General features: G+C 62.4%; 13 protein-coding genes. 12 read left to right on the plus strand and 1 reads right to left on the minus strand.

Annotation, left to right across the window (positions count from 1 at the left end; all coding sequences use genetic code 11):
- The 5 genes from ACTHN9_RS06015 to ACTHN9_RS06035 all read left to right on the plus strand — a co-directional run.
- Nucleotides 1–2,448 (plus strand): type VI secretion system Vgr family protein (locus ACTHN9_RS06015; protein WP_440535841.1); only part of this gene is annotated, 2,448 nt, incomplete at its 5' end.
- A gap of 19 nt (nucleotides 2,449–2,467) precedes the next feature.
- Complete coding sequence (locus ACTHN9_RS06020) at nucleotides 2,468–4,618, plus strand: T6SS effector phospholipase Tle3 domain-containing protein (RefSeq protein ID WP_440535842.1); 2,151 nt, start codon at nucleotides 2,468–2,470, stop codon at nucleotides 4,616–4,618.
- 98 nt (nucleotides 4,619–4,716) lie between these two features.
- Entirely contained in the window at nucleotides 4,717–6,312 is a 1,596-nt protein-coding gene (locus tag ACTHN9_RS06025) for a type VI lipase adapter Tla3 domain-containing protein (RefSeq protein WP_440535843.1), read from the plus strand.
- A gap of 102 nt (nucleotides 6,313–6,414) precedes the next feature.
- Nucleotides 6,415–6,678 carry a PAAR domain-containing protein gene (locus ACTHN9_RS06030; RefSeq protein WP_440535844.1) on the plus strand — a complete coding sequence of 88 codons (264 nt, stop codon included), beginning with the start codon at nucleotides 6,415–6,417 and terminating at the stop codon, nucleotides 6,676–6,678.
- Complete coding sequence (locus tag ACTHN9_RS06035) at nucleotides 6,675–7,895, plus strand: hypothetical protein (protein WP_440535845.1); 1,221 nt, start codon at nucleotides 6,675–6,677, stop codon at nucleotides 7,893–7,895. Before ACTHN9_RS06030 ends, ACTHN9_RS06035 begins: the two co-directional genes overlap by 4 nt.
- A gap of 103 nt (nucleotides 7,896–7,998) precedes the next feature.
- On the opposite strand, the gene ACTHN9_RS06040 is transcribed toward ACTHN9_RS06035, so the two are convergent.
- A complete protein-coding gene (locus ACTHN9_RS06040) occupies nucleotides 7,999–8,514 on the minus strand; it encodes a cupin domain-containing protein (protein ID WP_440535846.1) in 516 nt (171 codons plus the stop codon).
- A gap of 521 nt (nucleotides 8,515–9,035) precedes the next feature.
- Between ACTHN9_RS06040 and ACTHN9_RS06045 the strand changes: the two genes are divergently transcribed.
- The 7 genes from ACTHN9_RS06045 (at nucleotide 9,036) to araH (ending at nucleotide 16,325) form a co-directional block, all read left to right on the plus strand.
- Nucleotides 9,036–9,851, plus strand: a complete 816-nt coding sequence (locus tag ACTHN9_RS06045; RefSeq protein ID WP_440535867.1) for an IclR family transcriptional regulator — start codon at nucleotides 9,036–9,038, stop codon at nucleotides 9,849–9,851.
- Nucleotides 9,848–10,846, plus strand: a complete 999-nt coding sequence (locus ACTHN9_RS06050; protein ID WP_440535847.1) for a 2-dehydro-3-deoxygalactonokinase — start codon at nucleotides 9,848–9,850, stop codon at nucleotides 10,844–10,846. Before ACTHN9_RS06045 ends, ACTHN9_RS06050 begins: the two co-directional genes overlap by 4 nt.
- A gap of 62 nt (nucleotides 10,847–10,908) precedes the next feature.
- Entirely contained in the window at nucleotides 10,909–11,589 is a 681-nt protein-coding gene (locus tag ACTHN9_RS06055; protein WP_440535848.1) for a 2-dehydro-3-deoxy-6-phosphogalactonate aldolase, read from the plus strand.
- Nucleotides 11,586–12,365, plus strand: coding sequence for an SDR family oxidoreductase (locus tag ACTHN9_RS06060; RefSeq protein ID WP_440535849.1), 780 nt, complete (start codon nucleotides 11,586–11,588; stop codon nucleotides 12,363–12,365). Before ACTHN9_RS06055 ends, ACTHN9_RS06060 begins: the two co-directional genes overlap by 4 nt.
- A gap of 140 nt (nucleotides 12,366–12,505) precedes the next feature.
- A complete protein-coding gene (locus tag ACTHN9_RS06065) occupies nucleotides 12,506–13,507 on the plus strand; it encodes an arabinose ABC transporter substrate-binding protein (protein ID WP_440535850.1) in 1,002 nt (333 codons plus the stop codon).
- Between the two features lie 90 nt (nucleotides 13,508–13,597).
- Nucleotides 13,598–15,115, plus strand: a complete 1,518-nt coding sequence (gene araG, locus ACTHN9_RS06070; RefSeq protein WP_440535851.1) for an L-arabinose ABC transporter ATP-binding protein AraG — start codon at nucleotides 13,598–13,600, stop codon at nucleotides 15,113–15,115.
- Nucleotides 15,116–15,308: 193 nt separating this feature from the next.
- Nucleotides 15,309–16,325 (plus strand): L-arabinose ABC transporter permease AraH, encoded by a 1,017-nt coding sequence (gene araH / locus ACTHN9_RS06075; protein WP_440535852.1) that lies wholly within the window; start codon nucleotides 15,309–15,311, stop codon nucleotides 16,323–16,325.
- Nucleotides 16,326–16,338: the final 13 nt, after the last annotated feature.

Below are 16,338 nucleotides of genomic sequence, written 5' to 3' on the forward strand. Positions count from 1 at the left end.
ACTTATCAGCTGTTTATCCGCGATGCGTTGTCCATCTTGGAGCGGCGCATCAATACGAGAATTTTCCGGCAAAGCAACGTATTGGACATCATCCAAACGCTGGTCGGAGAGTGGCGGAAAAATAGTTCGGTGCTGGCCGGCGCGTTTTTTCTCGACGTGTCGAACGTCGATCGAGCCAAGCTGCCGGCGAGAGAGCAGACCGTTCAATTCGACGAATCCGATGCGGCATTCATTCGGCGTTTATGCCGGCGCGAAGGGATCGGTTGGTTCGTTCGCGCCGGCAAGCCGGGGCAAAAGGATCCCGGCAAAGCCGGCGACATGGCGCATACGCTCGTCCTTTACGACAACGCGATCAAACTGAGCCGATCCGCTGTCGGCTCAGTCCCTTATCTGGCCGATGCGACGATTGGCGAACGCGATGCCATTACGTTGTTGTGTGTCGCACGGCAACTGGTACCGGGCTCGGTGCGCCGTGTCAGTTGGGACCACAAGCGCGGCGACATGGACAGCATCCAAGGACCGACGCGGGTCGATCAGGGCAAGGCCGGTAACGATCTCGGCCAATTGCTGATGGATTCGCGCCTCGATGCGCCGCATCTCGCCGATTCGTGGGCGCATTACGATCAAATCGGCATGGCGCGCGTGAAGTCTCACGGTACGCGCGCGGCGCATGTCGATGGTGCGAGCGGCGTTCGAGATCTCGTAATCGGTGAATGGATCGAGGTGGCGGGGCTGGCGGGAGAGCCGGGTTCGTCGGAGAACGACCGGCGTATTACGGTCACGCACTTGCACCACCTCGCCGAAAACAATTTGCCGAAGGACCTACACCAGCGAGCGCAGGCGTTGTTCACGGCGAGCCGCTGGTCGTTCGATTCGCCGCCGGTTTCGTTGGATACGCCCAGGCGCCCGACTGTCTTCGGCGATTCGACGCAAGTGCGATACGAGAACACGTTCAGCGGCGTGCCGCGCTCGATGCCGCTTACGCCTGCCTACGATCCCCATGTCGATCTTCCGCGGGTTCATCCGATCATCGGCCTTGTGGTGACGCCCGATGGCGAGGAGGTGTTCTGCAACGAGTACGGACAGATCAAAGTCCAGTTGCAAGGGCTCAGTGCGAAGGATCATGCGCATGCTAATGGCGCGGGGACAAGCGGTACGCAAAATGACAGCGCTTGGGTACGCGTGATGACGGGGCTGGCCGGAGACAACTTCGGGGAGAACTGGCTGCCGCGCAAGGGCATGGAGGTGGTGCTCGATTTTCTGTCGGGCGACCCCGACAAGATTTATGTGGCGGGCGTTTTTCACGGCGGGCGGCACATGCCGGCGGCGTTCACGAATACGGGGGCATTGCCCGGCAATCGCTACGTGTCCGGCGTCAAGACGCGGGAGGTGAAGGGCCAGCGGTACAACCAGATGCGTCTGGACGACACGCCGGGGCAGATCAGCGCCCAGCTATCGAGCGCGCATGCTGCCACCGAGGTCAACCTCGGCTTTCTGACGCATCCGCGCACCAATGGTGTGGGCGAGGCGCGCGGCGAGGGGGCGGAAGTGCGCACGGACGCGGCCGCTTCGCTGCGTGCGGCGCAGGGCATTTTGCTGACGACTTATGCGCGGGCGCAGGCGAGCGGTAACCATCTCGATCGCGACGAGCTTATTCGATTGCTCGGCGAGTGCACGGAGTTGTTTAAATCGCTGGGCGACTACGCTGGGCAGCACGGTGGGCTCGCGATGGAAACGGCGGGTCAAAGCGCCGTGGCTAGTGCGCTGAAGGGTTGGCAGGCGCCCGGCGGCGAGCCGGTGATGGCGTTCGGTGCGCAGGCTGGGTTTGCGAATGTGACGCCGAAGACGCATGTGACCTATGCCGGTGGGAACATCGATCAGGTTGCGCAGCAGCACCTTCAACTCATGAGTGGCCAACGTTTCAGCGCGAGCGCGGGACAAGGAATGCACCTGTTCGCGCGCGGCAAGGGCGTGCAGGCGATCGCAGGCGAAGGGCCGATGTTGCTTCAGGCCCAAGCGGACGCCTTGACGGCCAATGCTCAAAAGGGCGTGACGATCAGCACGAACGAAAACGAAGTGCTCGTGACGGCGCCGACGATACGACTCGTGGCGGAGGATGGGAGCTACATCAAGATCGGCAGCGGCGTGACGCTCGGCACGAATGGGGATATCAATTTGTTGTCGGCCTCGCACAAGTGGGGCGGGCCATCGACGCAGCAAGCGACGAAGTCGGCTTTCAACAATGCGCCGACGGATCAACGCTTCCGATTGCACTACCCGGCCGGCCCCGATGGGGAGAAGGTCGCGGCGGCCAACAAGCCATATCGAATCACGCTCGACGATGGTCGCGTGATCGAAGGCAAGAGCGATGCGAATGGATTGACCGAGGTCGTGAAGGATGACGCGATGCGGATTCTCAAGATCGACATTCTGAAGCCGACGAATTGAATGGAGCAGGGACGACGAAATGGCTGAGACGACGAATGCTCACAATGTCATTGCGCGGGCGAACGCGGTTACGATGACCAGCCGGCCGGGGCCGCGCGACGTTGTAGTGCCTCCGGCTCGGCCCGGGGTGGTTATTTTTCTTCACGGGGTCAATGATCCTGGCGTCACCTATGAGCCTGTAGAAAAAGGGCTCTGCCAGGGGTTGAACGAGCGTTTATCGCGGACGGACTTGCGGCCGGGGCGATATGGAGAGGACTTCAAGCTCGCAAAGAAAGCGTTCGAAACGGCCCAGCAGCAGAAGCGCCCGTTAGGGAAGGCGGACGCAAAAGTGTTCTACGATCCCGATTCCTACGAATTTTTGCGCACGGAAATCGACCAGGAGACCCGGAGCGTCTTCATCCCCTTCTATTGGGGATATCGAGCGGCAAACAATGAAATCGCCAAGAAAGGCGACGCCGGAGAAGTCCGCAGTACAGATACGAAAGGCGAATATCTCGTCACTCGAGGTCAATACCAGGACAAGGCCGGCAATCGGCTCGATGCGCATTTCGCCAAGGAGGGCGGGTTCTTTGACAACGCGACAACCAACATCCCTGATATGTACTGGAAAGGGTTTAAGGCGGGCGGCAAAGAGCGCTTCCTCACGACCTCGGGGCTCTCTGGACCGTATAGCTATATCGGCGATTCGCCCGAGCGGCGCTACTTCGTTCTAGCGGCGCACCGCCTCGCTGCACTCATTAGTACGATCCGGGGCGAGCAAGTGCAAGGCGGGGTCAAATTGGGCGATGCCGATGCGGCGAACGAGACGATCACAATCGTCGCGCACAGCCAAGGATCGCTTATCACGTTGCTTGCTCAGGCGTTGCTGCGGCAAGACGGGCATCGATGCGCTGACTGCGCGATCATCGTCGACACGCCCTATAGCGTGCGCGAAACGGATGGAACGAAACAGACTCCCCTCGCGTCGCTGTCAACGTTCGTCGATATCGTGAACGAGGTAACGAAGGAACCTTACACGATCCCGAAGCTGGCCGATCTGATGTTCGACAGTGAACGGCACGGTGGGAGAGCGGGTGCCGGTTGGACCGAGACTCACGGGAAGCGCAAGGACAAGCACGGAAACTGGATTACCTTCGATGAGCGGGACAACCGTGGCAAGGTCTACTTGTACTTTTGCCCTGAGGACACGGTCGTTGGCTTGAGCAGCATCCAAGGTATCGGCACGTATGGCATGCCCGACGAACTGCATCTTAAAGACCATATGGTGGTCCCGGCTATGAACCGGCTGAAAGACATGCGCTTTTATCAGCGCATGTGGACGCGCCTCGAACGCGACTCCGGGGATGGAAAGTTGCAGCCGGTACTGGTGGGGAGCAAGCCGGGCCATATGCCTGTCCGCGATCAGTTTCAACGGCTGGCGGTCGGACCAGATTCAGGGGTGGATCTTGTGATAGGCGCGGCGACTACGACTGCACATAAGCGCAACGAGATGCGCAATATCAATGGCGAGCAATTGAACCCTCCACACGCGCCCGACATGTACGGCGGAGAAGTGGTGAAAGGGGGATCGAAGCCAGGGCATGCGGATCGCGCCGGTGAGTTTACGCCCGACGAAGTTGCGAAAGACGTCGCTCTGGGGAATCAGAGCGCATCTTTCAAGTGGATCGTCGTTGACCGCGCGTTTGCTCCGCCTGATCTGGAGACTTATAAGAGCGCATTCAATGCGAAGAGTTCAGATGAAGGGGATCATTCGTACAACTGGCGCGTTCTTGGCGTTATGGAACCGTACATCGTTGAGCGCGAGGAAACGCCGAACGAGGCCCGCTCGCGAATGGAGAAGGACGAGAGTGCTAGGTCTGCGAACAGTTATCATTCAGCCATCTTGGCAAGTTCGGAGAATCACCGCTGGGTGACTGCGATGGATGTCGCTATCGGACAGGGGGCGATGCTCGACGATGAGGATTGGCGTAAGTTGCTGATACGGATGGCGGATTGGCGATTTAAAGACGGGGAGCTAAAAACATTGCAAAAGAACGCGCTCTATCGTCGCTTGTCTCAACCCGTCCGAGATCTCATTGAGGCAACGGCTGACTACTATCAAAACGGCGTCTTCCCTCCCCCGACCATTGTTCCATGGAGCCCGCCGCCGCCGGTGGGATCGTCACAGTGAGCATGATAAAAATGAACCAAGTGACGGTAGCTCGGCCCCGCGCGTGGCCGTGGCTGGTTGCGTTGTTGGCACTATCGCTAGCATGGACGACGTATACGATGTACGGAAACTATCAACACTGGCAGACCACCGGTCTGATCGAGCCCATGGGTAATAAAATTCGCAACGGTGTCTTGGCCGTCGGCGCCTTGTTGGCGTTGACATATGCGGCCGTATGGGGCGGTTCTCTGTTTGGCCATACAGCCGGAAACGGTGCAGAGGGCTCGCGTTCAGCCAGTGCGCGCGCCATCGTCAACCAGCCTGCTGCCGCTCCTGCAATGTTGTCCGCGTCTGGCGCTCGATACGTGCTGGAAGTGCGTAGCCTCGGCATGGTCGTAAGCCGAGATGCAGACGATGAGATCTGGGAAAAGCTAGTGCAGAAGGCCGACAATTTTTCATCGATCTTGTCACAGAATGCGAGCGACTATGCAGATTCGGCAGACAGGCGGATGAGCCGCTACACGCAGGTGAGCGGACTCGCTTTTCAAGAAGCAGCGGGACATACCGTCGAATACTGGCCTATCCCCACGATTATCTGGGGGCCGCCGAGGGACCCGAAGAATAGCTACCGGGCGGCAGTGGATATCTCCGCGAATCGGCAGGAAGCGGGGCTAGGCGTCAATCTTTTTCTTTGGGCGGACGATGCTAATACCGCCGATGGTGCGGCGGTGATTGCCAGGCTGTTCGATTTTTTCGACAAACATCCTGATGTCCCTGCTGCGCTTATCTTTTGTGAGGATAGCGATGTAGCGCGTTCTTTGTTTGGACCCGATTCGCTGGGGCTACCAAATGGCACTGCTGTTCCGACAGTACCGGATAGCATCGTGGGTATGCTTGTTTCCCGCTCTGACCGGGTCGATAAACTGATCCGCCCATTCGCGGTCGATCAGTCCGCAGCGATCAACAAGGATACGACGCAATACGACGTAACACGGCTATGGAACTACTACTGGGCTAAAAGCGATGATCGAGGGCCGGATAGCTTCCGTGTATCGTACATAAACGAGATGAAGCATCAAGGTTACGATGATCCCAGTCCGGTGAATACGATGACGGCTGGCTGGTGGCAGCAGCAACTGCAGGCCTTCTGGTCGCAGATAGGCAACAAAGGCCCCGGCGACTTCAAGCCGACACCGTACCTTCCCGTTCGCTGGACAACGTGGCAAGTCGAGCAGTTCGACAATATGCCCCTCATCGGATATCTGCATCGCCCGGTGGATGTGAAGCTAACGAGCGACGACGGGAAGCTGCTTCCCAAGTCCGAGCAGATCGTTGCGCTCAAAAACGGTTGGGCGTCGGCACTTGGAACGTTGGAACCGACGACTGAGCCCAAGCGCGTCTTCTATGACACGACCGGCGACCGCCAGTGGGCTATTCCCATAACGCAGGCGCTTTCACAGGAAGGCGCGAAGGCGCCCGACATCAGCGACGTCAAGCAGGGATACGACATCGGTCGCCGCATCGGAAATACCGGTGTGAGTTCGCCGATGGTGCAACTCGGCTTGGGTCTGATCGCGAGCTACAAGGAAGGCGGCGCAAGCGCGACGATCAACCGTCGTCCTGACGGCAACGCGACCATCATGATGGTCAGCCCGCCCGAGGCGGCGACGAAGGCGGCCTGGCTGCAACAGCACGGCGGCCACGATCCCTTCTAAGGCAACGTGCCCTCCGCCGTGCGCAATGCCGGCGGAGGGAGACCAACGAACCTCGATAGCCCATCGCTCCATCATCCTTTCTTTCACTGATTTCCCGAAAAAATGCGCGGCGTAATTCGAATCGGCGATTCAACATCGCATGGCGGCATCGTACAAACGGGCCGAGAACAATCGACCGTATTGGGCAAAGCGGTCGCATGCGTCGGCGACGCATGCACTTGCCCGATGTCCGGACACGACCACTGTGTGATCGTCGAAGGGGATGAGAACGTACTGATCGATGGACGCGCGGTCGCCTTCGACGGCCACAAAACGTCCTGCGGCGCGACCCTGATTTCGAGCGTGTCCGCTTCGGGGCGCGTATGACAGCAGAATCGAACGATCTCCTTCCGGAATCGAACGACGATAGCGCGCCTGAACATAGCGCCAGGGTTGTAGAGACCTTGCTGCTGGCGGCTTCCGCGGTCGCCCTGTGGCCACCGATCATCATGGTCGTATTGGCCTTTTGGGCCGGAGCGGGCGGCCACGGTCTCGGCTTTGTGTCGCTCGGCGATGGCATCGTCGAATACTTCGAATACGCGTTCATCAGCGGCGTTGTCGCTGTCCTTGTCTGTGCTGTCGTATGCAAGCCATGGCAGCGACCTTCGTTCCTCAGGGGATTGTTTTGGCTTCAGGCCATGGTCGCTTCGGTCGTCGTCATGATTTTCATTTGGGCGCAATACGAAGGCTTCATGGACGCGCGGGAGCGTGCCAAGGAAGAGGCGCATAACCAACTCGTAAGCGCGCACGAACAAGCTCTGACGGCCGCCCTTCATGCGCACGACACCGCGGGACTCGAGCGCGCATTGGCGGCGTGCGGCGAAGACGACTGCCCTATCGAACGCGGCGAGGGTCTGCAAGCGGCCGTTCAAGCAGGCGACCTTGCGACGGCAGCGACCTTGCTGAAAGGCGTCACGCCCGAGTCGTATGGACGTCTCGGCTATGCGTCGACCGCCAACGTGACAGTCAAGGAAGCGGGTGCGACATACAATGTGATCCTGTCGAGTGCTGGTCTGGCCGCCTATGCCGGCAACCGACAATTCATCGATCTCTTGCTGCCGCATCTGAATCGCGATGGCTTGCAGCAGGCGTTTATCGGCGCCGCCGTCGGTAATCGCGTCGACCTCATGGCGTTCTTCGTTGCACGGGGCGCCGACCCGCTTCGCTATATGCGCCTCGACGACTATGGCAGTTTCGTTGGGCAGGTCGCCACGACCGGCGCAGTCGATGCCCTCGAGTGGCTCGTGAAGCGAGGCGTTCGCATTGGGGACGAGTGGGAGTGGGATGACGCTTGGCGTGACTTCCAATATTGGATTCGCACTGCGCCACCCGATCGCGTGACCAAGAACATCGACGAAATGAGCGACCTATTCGCCCAAGCAACGTGCGATCCGTCGGAACCATCGATCGCAGCCAAGGCGCTCAGCGAGGCTGTCCATCAGTCGAACGTGCGATTCGCTCGCGCGTTGCTGCGCCACTGTGGGCGCGCCGACAGCCTCTCGGGCGACGACCGTCTAAAGCTGAACGCGATGCTGCCCGGGTGAGAGTGGAAAGCCTGTCGCCCCCGACGAGAGGCCGATAAGCGCTCGTCGTATTTCGACCCGGCACGTTCGCGCCCCGGCCGGTAGAGCCCGACGCGCCCGCTACTCAGTTGTCCTCCCAATACGGCACGCTCTCGCTCTCGCGCGAAACGAACCGGAATCCCTTCGGCCGCTCGCCTGGTGCGCCGGAGAACTCCGCCAGAATCCCGAATTTGCCCGAGTCGGGATACTCGGCGATCTCGGGCATCATCTTCGTGCTCACCGCCAAGTACTTCAATTCCACCTCTCCGGTATTCGCGATTTGATGCGCTGCCTCGGGTCCGCCGGGCGGGCACGCGATCACGTCGCCCGCGCGGATCGGATAGACGGTCTCGCCGATACGCACTTCCCCCGTCCCTTCCAGCACAAAAAACATTTCCTCGTTCACTCGATGGTTGTGAAACGGGAACGCGCGCTTGCCCGGCGCAATCGCGGTCACGTTGTATCCGAGCTTTTGCGCGCCGATGCGGCTACCGATCGCACCCATTCTCGGCGCGTAGCGATCGGCCATCGATTCCGGCGGCGCGACGCCGGCCGGTAACGGGGACAGTTCGATATCGGCGAGATTGACGATCGGTTTCATGGTGGGTCCTTATGGGGAAGGAAGACATCCGAGGAAAAGCGCGCGTGTTGGCGGGCACATGACCGAACGCGGCCGGTGCGGCGCCCGCCCGCGACGACGTTTCAGGCGCGGGCAGCGCATCTTGCCATGGCGTCCCGCGGCACGCATCCGCCAAGACCGCCCCCTGACACCGTAGCAGGCGACGGTGCCAGGACGGGAGCCGCGCACGCCGCAGTTCCGGTGCGGCGCTTCCTTCCAGTCTTCAGTCATACGTATCGATTAAATCTCAATATGTGAGCATGGCATCCAAATGTTGGTGCATGACGAAAGGCATGCCTACAATCCGTCGCGAGCAGTCGAAAGACTGCGCAACGAATACGAATGCCGAGAGACGAAGCGATTCGAGAGCGAAGCATCCCACCTGAATGGAGACGCGCCCGATGACTGCCCCTGACAACAACCTCGCCCATCCCGTCGGGATGGGCGACGCCTCCGAGCCCGCGCTCGGTACCCCGAGCGCCAGCGCGCTCGAACCGGTCGCGATGGCCGGCTCTCCCTTGGAGATCAACGAGTCGCAAGCCGGTACCCAAACGCTGCTGCGTGGGCTTGCCATCATCGAGGCGTGCGCGAACGGCGCGCGCGATATGCGTGCGTTCTCCGCCGCGCTCGGCACGACGCGCAGCACGACGCACCGCCTCGTCAGCAGCCTGGTCCACGCGCGCTACTTGCGCCATGGTCCGACGGGCTATCAGCTCGGGCCCAAGCTCATCGAACTCGGCACGATCTCGCTCGAGCAGATGCCGTTGACGGCCGTGGCGCGTCCGCACTTGGAGCGCTTGTCCGAAGCGACGCTCGACACCATTCACCTCGGTGTGCGCGACGGCGACGATGTCCTTTACATCGATAAGATCCCGGGCACGCGCGGCCTCGAAATGCGTTCGAAGATCGGCCATCGGATGCCGCTCGCCTCGACGGGCATCGGCAAAGCCTTGATGCTCGATTTGTCGCCGCAGACCTGGGGCGTGCTTTACGACTCGGCCAAGCGCGCGCTCGAGAGCGTGCGCTTCGAACACGATGCCCGCCCCGACAAACCGCTGTTTCTGCAACGGATGGTGCGCTTTTCGGCGGGCGGCTACTCGTTCGATCTCGAAGAAAACGAGCCGTCGATCCGCTGCGTGGCGGGGCCGATCCGCGATGCGTCCGGGACGATCATTGCCGCCGTATCGGTGGCGAGCACGATCCCCTATATGTCGCTCGAACGAATGGACGAACTCGTCCCGATCGTGCAGCGCGAAGCGCGCGCGATCTCCGAAGAACTTGGCTGGGTCGCGCCCGGTGCGCGCCGTATCAAACGATGAGTGCTGTTCATGCTTTAGCCGCGGGGCCGGCGTTGATCGGGCTCGATTGGGGCACGACCGCCATGCGCGCGTACCTGTTCGACGCGCTCGGCACGGTCGTTGCCACGCGTGCGTCGAGCGACGGGATCATGCGCTTGCCGCAAGCAGGCGGCTTCGATGCCGCATTCGAAGCGGCTTGCGGCGAATGGCTGGACGCGTCGCCGAACTTGCCCGTGATCGCCGCCGGTATGGTCGGCAGCGCGCAGGGTTGGCGCGAGGCGCCGTATGTCGATACGCCGGCCGATGCCGCCGCGCTCGTGGCCGGGATCGTGCGCGTCACGACCGCACGCGGTGCGTGTGTGCATATCGTGCCGGGCGTCATCGAACGCAGCGAATTGCCGAACGTCATGCGCGGCGAGGAAACCCAGATCGTCGGGGCGCTCGCGAGCGACGCGATTGCCGGCTCGGCGCGCACGCTCGTCGGCTTGCCCGGTACGCACGCGAAATGGGCCGTCGTTCGCGGCGCGCGCATCGAATCGTTCCATACGTTCATGACGGGCGAACTCTACGCGGCCCTGCGCGATCACACGATTCTCGGACGCACGATGGTCGAGCCCGCGGCGCCCGACACGCAAGCGTTCTTGCGCGGCGTGACGGTGGCTAGGCACGCCCATCGCGCCGGGCTGCTGGCGACAATCTTCAGTACGCGCACGCTCGGGCTGACCGGTGCGCTAGCGGCCGACGAACAGCCCGACTATTTATCGGGGTTGTTGATCGGGCACGAATTGAGCGGACTCGCGGCGCTGCTCGAATCGCGCGGTGCGACGCTCGCGCAAGAGGCGCCGCGCTTGATCGGCAGCGCCGCGCTGTGCGAGCGCTACCGGCTCGCGTTGGCCGAGTTCGGTTGCGCACGAGCGAGCGTGGTCGAAGCCGCCGCGGAAAACGGACTGTGGCGGATCGCCACGCAGGCGGGCCTCGCCCTGCACCCTGCGATCGCGCCCCGCGAGATGAGTTGATGTACGGCTACTTGGCCCACCCGATGAATCGTCAGCAAGCTCAATGAACTAGGTCGTCCGATATGCAAACCGAATTCGATCTTCCGAAGCCCTACCATCCTCACGCGCGGCTGATGTCCGCGTTCGAAGCGTGCCCGCTCATCGCCATCTTGCGCGGCGTGAAGCCGAGCGAAGCGGTGGCGCACGGGCAAGCGCTGGCCGAGGCGGGTTTTCGCGTTGTGGAGGTGCCGCTGAATTCGCCGGATCCGCTCGCGAGCATCGCTGCCTTGCGCAAGGCGCTGCCGAGCGAGGTGGTCGTCGGCGCCGGCACGGTGTTGCGTACCGAATTCGTCGAACTCGTCGCTCAAGCAGGCGGCGAACTCATCGTCATGCCGCACGGCGACACCGAGATCATTAGGGCCGCGAAGGAAAAAGGACTGGCGTGCGCGCCGGGCGTCGCCACGCCCACCGAGGCATTCGCCGCACTCGCGGCCGGTGCGGACGTCCTGAAGATGTTTCCCGCCGAGCAGTTGGGCACGCACGTCGTCAAGGCTTGGCGGGCGGTGATTGCCAAGCGCGTGCCGCTTGTGCCGGTAGGCGGCGTGACGCCCGAGAACATGAACACACTGTTGGCTGCCGGCGCGAACGGCTTCGGCCTCGGATCGGCGCTGTATCGCGCGGGGCAAGACGTCGCGGCGACGGCCGCACACGCGCGCGCGTTCGTTGCCGCGTGGGGCACGCGAAGCGAGGGAGCCGCACGGTGAACCGGCTAGCGGGCAAGGTTGCGATCGTCACCGGCGCCGGCCGAGGGATCGGCGAAGCCATCGCGCATGCCTTTGCTCGCGAGGGTGCCGCCACCGTGCTGGCCGAACTCGATCTGGACGCGGCCCAACGGGCGGCGCGGCGGATCGAAGCCGAGGTACCGGGCGCGCGGGTACTGGCCGTGCGCACCGACGTGACGCAGGCGGCTTCCGTGTGCGACGCGCGCGACGCCGCCGAGCAGGCGTTCGGCCCGATCGACGTGCTCGTGAACAACGCCGGCATCAACGTGTTTTGCGATCCGCTTACGATGACCGACGACGACTGGCGGCGTTGCTTCGCAGTGGACCTCGATGGCGTATGGAACGGTTGCAAGGCGGTGTTGCCGGGCATGGTGGAACGCGGACGCGGCAGCATCGTCAACATTGCGTCGACGCATGCGTTTCAAATTATTCCGGGATGTTTTCCGTATCCCGTGGCCAAGCACGGCGTGCTCGGTCTCACGCGTGCGCTCGGGATCGAGTACGCGCCGAAACAAGTTCGCGTGAACGCGATCGCGCCCGGTTATGTGGAGACGCAGCTCACGCGCGATTGGTGGGATGCGCAGCCCGATCCCGAGGCTGCGCGCCAAGCGACGTTGGCCTTGCAGCCGATGAAGCGCATCGGCGAGCCGCGCGAAGTGGCGATGACGGCGGTGTTTCTCGCATCGGACGAGGCGCCGTTCATCAATGCGACATGCATCACGGTCGACGGTGGGCGCACGGCGCTCTACCACGACTGATCGAGACCGATAGAAATACAAGGACCTTGCCGCGCGGTGTTCCCGCACGGCGGTGTGCAGACCGGACGACGCACTGGCCGCGTGAGTCGTCCTAGATAGATAACGCGGCCGAACGCTCAAACAGACAGGAGACAAACGTCATGAAGCACAAGATTTTCCTCTCGTTGGTGGCCGCTGCGGTGACTTCGATGGTGGCAGGCGTGCCGGCCGCTCAAGCTGCCGATCCCGTGAAGATCGGCTTCCTCGTGAAGCAACCCGAAGAACCCTGGTTCCAAGACGAATGGAAGTTCGCCGAAATGGCCGCGAAGAAAGACGGCTTCACGCTCGTGAAGATCGGGGCGACCTCGGGCGAGAAGGTGATGAGCGCGATCGACAACCTCGCGGCCCAGAAGGCGCAAGGCTTCATCATTTGCACGCCGGACGTCAAGCTCGGGCCGGGCATCGTGGCCAAGGCGAAGGCCGACGGCTTGAAGATGATGACGGTGGACGATCGTCTCGTGGACGGTGCGGGCAAGCCGATCGCGTCGGTGCCGCACATGGGCATCTCCGCTTATAACATCGGCCAGCAAGTCGGCAAGGGCATCATCGACGAAATCAAGAAGCGCGGCTGGGATATGAAGGACGTCGGCGCGATCGATGTGACCTACGAGCAGTTGCCGACGGCGCACGACCGCACGCAAGGCGCGACCGACGTGCTCGTCGCCTCGGGCTTCCCGAAGGCGAACATCATCGCCGCGCCGCAAGCGAAGACCGATACGGAAAACGCGTTCAACGCGGCCAACATCGCCATCACGAAGAACCCGCAGTTCAAGCACTGGGTGGCGTACGGCCTGAACGACGAAGCCGTGCTCGGCGCGGTGCGCGCAGCGGAAGGCCGCGGCTTCAAGGCCGACAACATGATCGGCATCGGGATCGGCGGCTCGGATTCGGCGCTGAACGAATTCAAGAAGCCGGCAGCGACGGGCTTCTTCGGTTCGGTCATCATCAGCCCGAAGCGCCACGGCGAAGAAACCTCGGAAGATATGTACAAGTGGATCACGGCCGGCACGCAGCCGCCGGCGCTGACGCTGACGACGGGGATGCTCGCCACGCGCGACAACGTAGCGAAGGTGCGTGAAGAAATGGGGCTGGCCGCGAAGTAAGCGGCGCGGCTTTCCGGGCCGGCCGCGCGTCGTGGACGAACGCGGCGGGCAAGCCGGCCCGGACGACCCTTCAGTGCGAGGATAGGTGAGATGTCAGCAACGTTGCGATTTGACAATATCGGCAAGGTGTTTCCGGGCGTGCGGGCGCTCGACGCTGTGTCGTTCGAGGTCGAGTCCGGTCAGGTGCACGGGCTCATGGGCGAGAACGGCGCGGGCAAGTCGACCTTGCTCAAGATCTTGGGCGGCGAGTACCAGCCCGATTCGGGCCGGATCATGATGGACGGGCAGGAGGTGCGTTTCCCGAGCGCGGCGGCCTCGATCGCGGCCGGTATCGCCGTGATTCACCAGGAGCTGCAGTACGTGCCGGATCTGACCGTGACCGAGAATCTGTTGCTCGGCCGGTTGCCCAACGCGTTCGGCTGGGTGAACAAGCGCGACGCCAAGCGTTTCGTGCGGGAGCGTCTCGCGCAAATGGGCGTCGATCTCGATCCCAATGCGAAGCTCGGCCGGCTGTCGATCGCGCAGCGGCAGATGGTCGAAATCTGCAAGGCGCTGCTGCGCAATGCGCGCGTCATCGCACTCGACGAGCCAACGAGTTCGCTCTCGCACCGCGAGACCGAAGTGCTGTTCAAGCTCGTGCGCGAATTGCAGGCGGACGGGCGGGCGCTCATCTACATCTCGCACCGCATGGACGAGATTTACGAGCTGTGCACCGCCTGCACGATTTTTCGCGACGGCCGCAAGGTGGCTTCGCATCCGTCGCTCGCCGAGGTCAAGCGCGAGACGATCGTCAAGGAAATGGTGGGACGCGAGATTGCCGACATCTACGGCTATCGGGCCCGCCAGCAAGGCGAGGTGCGGTTGGCGGTGGATTCGGTCGAAGGCCACGGCCTGTCGGCGCCCGCGAGCTTCAATGTGCGGGCCGGGGAGATCGTCGGTTTCTTCGGGCTCGTCGGTGCGGGCCGCAGCGAATTGATGCGGCTCGTGTACGGCGCCGAAAAGCGGCGAGGCGGCCGCTTGACGCTCGACGGCGTGCCGGCCGATGTGAAAAGTCCCACCCATGCGATCCGCCGCGGCATCGTGCTGTGCCCCGAAGATCGCAAGGAAGAGGGCATCGTCGCGATGGCGTCGGTGGCCGAGAACATCAACATCAGCTGTCGCCGGCACGATCTGCGCGCCGGATTGTTTCTCAATCGTGCGAAGGAAGCCGAGACGGCCGATCGTTTTATCAAGCTGCTCAAGATCAAGACGCCGAACCGGCGACAAAAGATCCGTCTGCTGTCGGGCGGCAATCAGCAAAAGGCGATCTTGTCGCGTTGGCTCGCGGAGCCGGACCTGAAGGTCGTCATTCTCGACGAACCGACCCGTGGGATCGACGTCGGCGCGAAGCACGAGATCTATAACGTCATCTACGAACTGGCCGAGCGCGGCTGCGCGGTGGTGATGGTGTCGTCGGAATTGCCCGAAGTGCTCGGGGTGTCCGATCGCATCGTCGTCATGCGCGAAGGGCGAATCTCGGGCGAACTTGCGCGCAGCGAGGCGAGCGAACCCGCGCTGCTGGAACTGGCGCTGCCGCAAGGGGCGGGGACCGCGCGCGAGGCGGCTTGAACGCCGGGCAGTGCGCGCCGAGCGTCGAACGACGAACGACGAACGACGAACGACGAACGACGAACGACGAACGACGAACGACGAACGACGAACGACGTATGGCGCAACATGGCGCGGCGTATCGCCGGCCGATGCCCGACACGAAACGGATGCAATGAAAACCCGTCGCGAACGACGGTGAAGGAGCCAGAACATGCAAGCAAGAGAAAACCTCGTCGAGGCGGGCGCCAAGCGCGCGGCCGAGGCGTTGATCCCGCAGCCGAACGATCGGCAAAAGTGGTGGCAGCAAGTCACCGAATACAGCCTCATCCTGATTTTCGCCGTGATGTTCGTGACGACGTCGCTGACCGTCGATCACTTCTTCTCGGTCGAGAACATGCTTGGCCTCGCGTTGTCGGTTTCGCAGATCGGCATGGTGGCCTGCACGATGATGTTCTGTCTCGCCTCGCGCGATTTCGACTTGTCGGTCGGCTCGACGGTCGCATTCGCCGGCGTGCTCTGCGCGATGGTGCTCAACGCGACGAACAATACGTTCATCGCGATCGTCGCGGCCGTGGCGGCCGGTGCCGCGATCGGCTGGGTCAACGGCGCGGTCATTGCCTACCTGCGCATCAACGCGCTGATCACGACGCTGGCGACGATGGAAATCGTGCGCGGGCTCGGCTTCATCGTCTCGCATGGACAAGCCGTGGGCGTATCGTCGGATACCTTTATCGCGCTCGGCGGACTGACGATGCTCGGCGTGTCGCTGCCCATCTGGGTCACGTTGATCTGCTTCATCGGGTTCGGCGTGCTGCTCAATCAAACGGTCTACGGGCGCAATACGCTTGCGATCGGCGGCAATCCCGAAGCCTCGCGGCTGGCCGGGATCAACGTCGAGCGCACGCGCGTCATGATCTTCTTGATTCAGGGCGCCGTGACCGCGCTCGCCGGCGTGATTCTCGCCTCGCGTATCACCTCGGGCCAGCCGAACGCCGCCGAAGGGTTCGAACTGAACGTCATCTCGGCGTGCGTGCTCGGCGGGGTATCGCTGCTTGGCGGCCGCGCGACGATTTCGGGCGTCGTGATTGGCGTGCTCATCATGGGCACCGTCGAGAACGTCATGAATCTCATGAACATCGACGCCTTCTACCAATATCTCGTGCGCGGCGCGATCTTGCTCGCGGCCGTGCTGCTCGATCAGCTGAAGAATCGCGGCTCGCGCGATTGAGCGCGATCGAGCC

The sequence above is a fragment of the Trinickia sp. genome (genome assembly GCF_051953405.1).
In the GTDB taxonomy this organism is placed as follows: Bacteria; Pseudomonadota; Gammaproteobacteria; order Burkholderiales; family Burkholderiaceae; genus Trinickia.